The 9,394-nt window shown below is 45.8% G+C and carries 4 protein-coding genes; all 4 read left to right on the top strand.

Going from position 1 to position 9,394, the window contains the following annotated elements; all coding sequences use genetic code 11:
- Nucleotides 1–687 precede the first annotated feature (687 nt).
- The 4 genes from K429_RS0118695 to K429_RS0118680 are packed head-to-tail and all read left to right on the top strand — an operon-like array spanning nucleotide 688 to nucleotide 9,320.
- Nucleotides 688–3,840, top strand: a complete 3,153-nt coding sequence (locus K429_RS0118695) for a TonB-dependent receptor (RefSeq protein WP_026367893.1) — start codon at nucleotides 688–690, stop codon at nucleotides 3,838–3,840.
- Nucleotides 3,841–3,861: 21 nt separating this feature from the next.
- A complete protein-coding gene (locus tag K429_RS0118690) occupies nucleotides 3,862–5,550 on the top strand; it encodes a RagB/SusD family nutrient uptake outer membrane protein (RefSeq protein WP_007215513.1) in 1,689 nt (562 codons plus the stop codon).
- Nucleotides 5,551–5,565: 15 nt separating this feature from the next.
- Entirely contained in the window at nucleotides 5,566–6,969 is a 1,404-nt protein-coding gene (locus K429_RS0118685) for a glycan-binding surface protein (protein ID WP_007215512.1), read from the top strand.
- A gap of 32 nt (nucleotides 6,970–7,001) precedes the next feature.
- Nucleotides 7,002–9,320 (top strand): endo-1,4-beta-xylanase, encoded by a 2,319-nt coding sequence (locus K429_RS0118680; protein WP_026367892.1) that lies wholly within the window; start codon nucleotides 7,002–7,004, stop codon nucleotides 9,318–9,320.
- Nucleotides 9,321–9,394 lie beyond the last annotated feature (74 nt).

Genomic DNA, 9,394 nt, shown 5'->3' with positions numbered 1-9,394 from the left:
TTGTTAGTAGAATAGAATTTACCGGTTTGTGCCGCCAAAGGCAGGACGGTCAAACATAGCAATAAGACTATAAGGAGGATTTTATTAAGAGCTGTTTTCATTGCATTTTATACTTAAAGGCAAGCAAAGATAAGAAAAACTTTCGAAATGGACAGGGAAGCCATTGCATATATGCTCTTTATCTCTTCGGCATTATACCTAAAGGAGCGGAACATTAAACCCTTTTGCCAGGAAGCCTTATACATCTATTGCAAAAGATGGCATCTTTTACATCGAAAGGTGGCATCTAATGATACAAAAGATGGCATCTTTTACAGCAAAAGATGCCACCTTTTGCATCAGCCCTCTTATTGATACGGATGAAAGGAATAAATGATATGAGTGAAAGGAATATGGGATTTATCACTTAATTCTCTATCTTTCGGACGTCAACAAACCTGGGACGTAACACCAGCGAATGATTTTGTAACACAGAGAAAAGTCATGTTACATTTAAATGTAACACAGGCTACAATTAAATATCCGCTTTTTCTTTTTATAGAATACCTTTGTCACAAACGAAAAAGCAATGTTTAACCCTTTAATCTGATAAATGCAAATATGGAAACTTGAGAATGAAAAACATGTCTTCACATCTTTATTAAGGAAAGAGAATATTATTGTTATCCAACTAAATTAATTTCAGTTATGAAATGCACAAATTATTGTTTTAAGCCTTTGGGGCTTCTATTCTTATTATGCCTGATACCTCTATGGGCATTCTCACAGAATATCACTGTGAAAGGTGTGGTGAAGGACGCCACAGGAGAATCGGTTATCGGTGCGAGCGTAGTGCAGAAAGGCACTAGCAACGGTATTATTACCGACATCGACGGTAACTTTACACTGAATGTTCCATCCAACAGTACCATCGTAATTTCATTTGTGGGCTACAAGACACAAGAAATTCCTGTAGCCGGGAAGACACAAATCAATGTCACGATGAAGGAAGACACTGAGATGCTGGACGAAGTCGTTGTAGTAGGTTACGGACAGATGAAACGTTCGGACCTGACGGGTTCGGTGGTATCGGTAAATGACCAGGCCATCAAGAAGTCGGTTCCGACTTCTATCGATCAGGTATTGCAAGGACGCGCTGCCGGTGTGCAGATTCAGGCAAACTCCGGTACACCGGGTGCGTCCACCTCTATCCGCATCCGTGGTATCAACTCACTGAACGCCACCAACCAGCCTATCTTCGTGATAGACGGCGTAGTGGTGGACTCTGCTACTGACGATGAAAACAGCAACCCTTTATCAAGCATCAATCCGTCGGACATCGTATCCATGGACGTACTGAAAGATGCTTCGGCAACCGCCATCTATGGTTCGCGCGCATCCAATGGTGTCATCATGATTACTACTAAACGCGGACAGGCAGGCGAAGCAACCGTAACCTACGACGGATATGCGGGCTGGCAGGAAATGCCTAAACAACTGGATATGCTGAATCTACGACAGTATGCACAGCATCACAATGACCGCTCGGCTCTTGGTCTGGTAGAACAAAGCAGTTCTTTCGTACGCCCTGACTTACTTGGCGAAGGTACCAACTGGCAAGACGAATTGTTCAGCAAAGCCTTCATGACGAGCCATAATATCTCTGTCAGTGGCGGTAACAACAAAACCACTTATGCTTTTAGCGGCGGATTCCTCGATCAAGACGGTATTGCATTAGGGTCCAGCTTCCGACGTCTTTCTCTGCGCGCCAATATCGATACTGAAATCAAATCGTGGTTACGCGGAGGTGTAAACTTCTCGTTTGCTGAATCCAAGCAAAATGTCGGTACCGACAATAATACGATTATGAGCGCACTGATACAGCAACCTACGGTCGCTGTTACATCTCCCGATGGTTCCTTCGACGGTCCGGACGATGTGTGGATGCCTGAAAATCCCGTAGGACTTGCTTCCATACGCACCAACAATAACCGTAAAACCAACTTCCGTTTCAATACCTATCTGGAAGCAAACCTACTGAAAGGATTGACTTTCAAGACGGAATTATCAGCTGACTGGAACTTCAATAACTATTATTATTATCAGCCAGACTACCAGTTCGGTATCAAAACAAGCGACACACGTACCTCACGTTGGACCAAGACCAACACCAAATACTGGTCATGGCGCAATATCCTTACTTATAATAATACGTTTGCAGAAAAACATAACATCAACGTAATGGTAGGTCAGGAAATGTCACACTCCAACTGGGAGACACAAGTAGGTACAGCCACAGGATTCCTGAGTAATACAACTCCCGACCTGAGTGCAGGTGATGTCACCACTTCCACTACCACCGGTTCACGCGTGGTGAATTCCATCGCTTCCTTCTTCGGACGTGCCTTCTACTCTTTTGACGAACGCTACCTGCTGACCGCTACCATTCGTCGGGACGGTTCCTCCAAATTCGCCAAAGGCAATAAGTGGGGTTGGTTTCCGGCAGTGGCTCTTGCATGGCGTGCGTCACAGGAATCATTCCTGCGCAACAACGCAATTATCAACAACCTGAAACTTCGCGCAGGTTGGGGTGCCACGGGTAACCAGAACGTTAGCGACTATGCTTATATGGCACTGCTCTCTTACAAAACCACTCCCTGGGGAACCGGTGTACTGACAGGCAATACCGCCAACCCTGACCTGACATGGGAAACTACTCATTCTTATAACGTAGGTATCGACCTCGGTTTATTCCAGAACCGTATCGAAGTAATCGCCGATGTATATTATAAGAAGACTAAAAATCTGTTGCTGCAACTCCCCTTGCCCGCCTATCTCGGTTCAAGTGGACAAGGTGCCGCTTCCAATCCTTGGGGTAATGTAGGTTCTCTTGAGAACAAAGGTATCGAGCTTACCGTGAATACGACTAACATCACAAACAAGGATTTCCAATGGACATCCAACCTCGTATTCTCACTCAACCGTAACAAAGTACTGGAACTCGATACGGACAATTCTTCCATTGAAAAGAGTTATCAACCCAGTTCCGCAAGCTACATCGTAACCAAAACGACCGTAGGACAGCCTATCGGACAATTCTGGGGCTACAAAGTAATCGGACGTTTCGATGAACCGACGGATTTCTACTACAAAGATGCCGATGGCAACGTGAAGCAAGTAGCCATACCCGAAGGTAATACAATTGCCAAGAACAGTACGTGGATAGGCGACTATATCTATGAGGACCGCAACGGTGACGGGGTCATCAACAACGAAGACTGTACCTACATCGGAAACCCGGAACCAAAGTTCACTTACGGTATCGGTAATACATTCTCTTACAAAGGATTCGATCTGACAATATTCTTCTCGGGGTCTTACGGCAACAAGGCTTTGAATCTGACCCGCTACCGTATTGAAGATCCCCGCTCCAACGGCAACATACTCAAATCTTCGCTGAACTATGCACAGATAGGTTTGATAGACCCCAACGGTCCGAATGACGACTATCGTAACCTCCATGTAGTAAACGGCTCTGCCACTACATTGCCGGCTTTGCAGGAATCGGATGCTAACAACAACTTCACCCGTATCAGCGATATGCTTGTAGAAGACGCTTCTTACATCCGCCTCCAGAATATTTCCATCGGCTATACATTCCCCAAGAAATGGATAAACAAGATTTTCCTCAACAATGCGAGAATCTATGCCAACATACAGAATGTATACACCTGGAGCAAATACAAAGGCCTCGACCCTGAAGTAGGTGCCATCTATGGAGATGCATTAATGACAGGTGTGGACTACGGGCGTTATCCTTCGCCACGCATCTACACATTCGGATTAAACATATCCTTCTAATCCTTTAAAAGAATTATACGTATGAAAAATAAGATATTAATCATAGCAACATTGGCCGGTTCATTGGTATTGAGTTCCTGCGAGGACTTCTTGACACACGATAATACCACCAGTGCCAACCAAGAGACCTTCTTCGACACTGACGAGGCTCTGGAAGCAGCTACCGCACCGCTTTATAACTATGTGTGGAACAGTTTTAATGATAAAGCCTACTATAGCATGGGAGACGGACGTGCAAACAACATCACCGCCCGTTGGTCAGACTATATCTATCCTTATACTAACTTTACGGAAACAGCATTGAGTCCGGGACTTGAAGATGCCTGGGGATCTTTCTACTCCGTAGTGGCACAATCCAACTACGCCATCAACAATATTAAGGATTATTCCGGTCCGCAAGTCAGTGAAAAAGCCAAAGTACAAGCTTATGCCGAAGCACGCTTCATGCGCGGACTGGCATACTGGTACATCGGCTCTTTATGGAACAAAGGTATCATCTATGAAAATACGGCAGAACAAGTAAATAACTCTGTGGTTCCTGCCAACCGTGGTGTGGATGTGATAGAATTCGCTATCCGCGACCTCGAATATGCAGCAGTCAACCTCAGCAAGACAGCATCTGATGTAGGTCGCGTCACTTGTTACAGTGCTTACGCTATTCTGTCGCGTATGTATCTCTCTATGGCAGGTTTGACTACTGAAGGCGAATACAACGGCAGTAATATAGCTACTGATTTCAACCGCGGTTCGCGCAACACGTACTATCTGGATATGGCGCGCAAAGCCGCCACGAAGGTGATCGAAGAAGGCCCGTATTCACTTCTCGACAACTATGGAGACCTCTTCGCACCAAGCACATGCAACAACAACAGTGAAGCCATCTTCCAGTTGCAGTGGTTGCAGGGTAGCACGGATGCCATCGGTTGGGGATGCAATAATTCCATATCAACCTATTTTGGCTGGTCTACTATGGTAAGCGAACAGAACTGGGGTAATGCCACCTATGCCTCTTATGACCTTGTACGCGCTTACGATCCTCAAGACCGTACCCGCCGCCATTACACTATCGCCACCGTAGGTGAATATTATCCGGATCTCAACACCAAGAACGGAGGGTACACGTATAACGTCACCGAAACCGGTTATGACAACAAATGTAACTTCAAGAAATACGTGATAGGTAAAATTGACGACAATGGCCAAAGCTATGCACAAAGCAGTGGAATGAATACCTACATGATGCGTCTGGCAGAAGTATATCTGAATCTTGCCGAAGCAATTCTTGGAAATAATGCTTCGACCAGCGAACAAGCAGCTTGTGACGCCTTCAATGCGGTGCGCAAACGTGCCGGTATGCCGTCCCTGACAACCATCACATATTCAGATATCCATTACGAACGCCGCATCGAGCTTGCTCTGGAAGGACAGTACTGGTACGATCTGCTGCGCCGTTCCTATTACCAGCAACAGGAAGTGGTGAACTACCTCAACAGCCAGGAGCGTAATGCCGGTTACGAATGGGATGAAACAGAAGCCTGCCAGTATGCAAAGACTTCTGACGGAACCGGAGTTTCAACCGCTACATCGGCCAATCTGACACTGCCTATCTCGGATGTAGACCGCGGACGTAATCCGCTTCTGAATAACGACCCGGTAGCTTACGAATTCGGTGCAAAAGAAGTCACAGAAAATGATTTGTTCAATGATTAACAAACTATAGAAGATATGAAAAGCTTAAAATATATATGGATATTATGCTTGTCATGCCTGGCCGCAGGCCTCACCTCATGCAATGAGGAGGATAAATACTTTGACAGCAAATACCAAAGCACAAAGATTGTGGTTGACCAGATCTATCTGGAAGATTATGAATCGTCTGTACCCGACCGACCGGTTACTTTCGCACGCCTCGGACAGTTGATCCGTGTAGAAGGTAGCGGACTCTATGGCATGAAGAAAGTCTACATCAACGGATATGAGACTTACTTTAACCGCGCCTACGTAACCGACCACTCCATGTTGATTCAGATCAACAGCAATACCCCCGTTGAAGACGCTGAAGAGGCAGACCGCAATAAGATCCGCTTTGTAAAAGATGACGCCACGCTGGAGCACCCCTTCATCATCCGTGCAGCATCTCCTACCATAACAGGCATCAGCAATACTTTACCTAAGGACAAGGAGAAAGTAACCGTATACGGCACCGGCCTACAGGAAACCACCAAAGTAACCCTGCCCGGCGGAATAGAAATCACAGCCGACATTGAAAGTGATGAAGACGGTGAATGGTATTCATTCATCATGCCGGAAAACTATTCAGGAAGCGGTTCCATCTATTCGGAAGGCGCCAACGGACAGGCAGCCACTCCGGCTTACTTCAACTTTGCAGACTGTATGATACTTGATTTCGATGGCAATGGCAGCCAAGGGTTCTGGAGCTGGAGCGAAACCGGTTCGATGATAAATGCTGACGACCTTGTAGAAGATCCTTATGATAGCGGACGTGGCAAATGCGTTCAGATTGTTCCCGAACGTTTATTAAAAGCAGGAGTTATATCCGGCAAACCGCGTGTATCCGAATGTTGGACAGCCGGCAATGACGATGCAGCAGATGATTGGAGCCGTATGTATTCTTATATACCGGCAACTACCCCACTGACCGAAGTAGCATTGCAATTCGACGTTTATGTGCCCGAAGCATGGAGCGGCACAGGACATCTGCAAATATGCTTATTCAACAACTTCAATTTCGGAGGTATAGGTTCCGACGATGATGGTGCTTCCAATCAGGTGGCATTCTATGTTCCCTGGATTCAGGAAGGTGCTATCGTTCCATTCTCAACCACAGGTTGGCAAACTGTAACTATTCCGTTTAGCCAGTTCAACAAATACGCCACCATGATAGAAGATAAAGAAAGCCCGGTATTCCAAAATGTGGTAGAAGACCGCAATGCCGCCACTTACAGAAACTTCGGTATGGGATTTGTCAATACAGACTTTACTTACCAAGATGTAAGCATCACATCCACAGCTTTCTCAAGCCGTATCTATTTGGACAACTGGCGTGTAGTACCTTACAAGACTGTCACAATCTCCGATTATCCTGAAGATGAAGAAACTACGGAATAAACTCAGTAGAAACCCATTAAACATTAAGAATTATGAAACTAAATAGAATTATTCTTCCACTGATGGCTTGCGCACTGACATGGAGTAGTTGCGATGACCAGATAATGGAATGGAAAAACTCCGACGGAAGTATCACAGCCTCCGACATTCCCCTTGCATTAAAGGAAAAGATAGCAAATTATGACTACATAAAATCGTATGTGGCACAATATGCTCCTAACATGAATGTAGGACTTGGCTTAGGAGCCGACCTATACATCAACGATGCGGCATACAGAACCATAGCCGATGCTAACTTCCAGATGTTTACAACCGGAAACGCCATGAAACATTCGGCTGTAGTGAAAGCGAACGGTGAATTGAATTTCACAACAATCGACGCATTCCTGAACCTGGTTCCGGCCGACATCCAGATATATGGGCATAACTTCCTCTGGCATACTCAGCAAAAACAGACATACTTGAAATCACTGATCGCACCGGAAGTTGTCGTTGAGGTAGGTGATGATGATGTATGCGAGAATATTGTCAGCAACTACGGATTTGAAGGAGGCAATGCAAATGGATGGACAGGGTTATGGGGCAAATACAACTATGCCGTAGAGCAGCCGGGCCATGACAGTGACTACGCCATTCGCTTCACCATGACCAGCGAATCAAATGCGAACTATGACTGCCAGCTGTTCTGGCCTACCGGAATGCTCGAAATAGGAGTAACGTACGCTTACTCATTCTGGGTGAAATCGGATCAGAACATAGCCGTTCAGTTCATAGGCCAGAACTCTTCTTATGGGGGCATCTACAAAGATACATTTACGGCACCTTCCGAGTGGATCCGCTGCACAGGCGAATTTACCTATGCAGAGAGCGACACTAAGGACATCGAGCGTGTGGGCATCCAATTCGGCGGAACACCGGGAAGCACGGTATGGGTGGATGATTTCAAGTTCGGAAAGAAGATAGAGGAAAAGATGATCAATATCATAGACGACGGAAAGTTTGAAGACGGAACTCTCGGCTCATGGTTCGGTTGGGGTAATGGCTCTACCCGTACTATCTCAGAAAAGGGACAAGGTTACAACAGTGATTACTGCATGGTGATGGTCAATCCTTCCGATGGAGATTCCTGGAGTGCTCAGACCGCTCACTCATTCCCAGAGACATTAACCGTTGGAAAGACCTACATGTACTCTGCTATGGTAAAGGCAACCGTCATCAATCCCGACTTCACACTCCAGGTACAAGACGCCAATGGCGGTAACGGTGAAGGATACGTAAGTGCTGCAACAGCCGTTGATCAGTGGATACCTATTGAAGGCGAATTTGTTTGTAAGAATGAAGGTATAGCTCGCCTCTGCATCAACTACGGAAAAGTTGCCGGAACTTACTACATTGACAATTTCAAATTCGGTGAAAAGAAAGAAACTGCAACAGCCCAGACTTTACGTGCATCAACCCGCGCCGGTGGCATAAGTTACAAACTGAAGACTCCTGAAGAGAAAAAAGCCGCTTTACTGGGTGCAATGGAAGCATGGATTAAAGGTATGCTGCAACATCAGGGAATGGAACGCGTAAAAGAATGGGATGTCATCAACGAACCTATTGCGGACAACAATCAATGGCGTGGCATAGACGGTAACTTCATGAGTAATGGTGATGACGCGCCGGACACTGCACCGGTAGAAGACGAAGAAAACGGTCTGAACCTGAACTGGGCAAACGATCACTTCTATTGGGGATACTACATCGGTAAGGAATATGCCGTGAAAGCATTTGAATATGCACGCAAGTATGCAGCTGCCGACGTTAAGCTCTATGTTAATGATTACAATCTGGAGACAAACCCAAGTAAGCTTGCAGCTTTGATAGACTTCGTAAATTACATCGAAGACAATGGACAAACCGTTGACGGTATAGGAACCCAGATGCACGTGACTGCTTCCAGTATCACAAGAGAACAAATAGATGCCATGTTCAAGACAATGGCTGCCACCGGAAAACTGGTTCGCGTAACAGAATTGGATGTAGCATTAGGAACATCCAGCCCCTCTGCCGAACAACTGGCAACTCAGGCCAACGTTTATCAGATGATCTTTGAATCATACAAAGCAAACGTTCCTGAATCTCAGCAGTCAGGTATTACCATCTGGACGCTGAGCGATAATGCCGCAGAACATGAATATTGGCTGTCAGGCGATGCACCGAACCTTTTCGACGCAAACTATGAACGCAAACATGCCTATAAAGGCGTATGCGATGGTATTGCCGGAAAAGATATCAGTGCAGATTTCAGCGGTGACGACTGGAAGAATGCGTATGAAACAGAAGGAGAAGAAACTCCGGCTGAATAAAGTGTGAAGACAGGAAATCCGGTAAGGCTCCGGCCTTACCGGATTCCATTCATCAAACCATTTACCAAACTATT

Origin of the sequence: Bacteroides sp. 14(A) (assembly GCF_000526555.1) — a bacterium.
Lineage (GTDB): Bacteria > Bacteroidota > Bacteroidia > Bacteroidales > Bacteroidaceae > Bacteroides > Bacteroides cellulosilyticus.
Note: the sequence above shows the minus strand (reverse complement) of the source record. Positions and strands in the feature narration are given on the sequence as shown.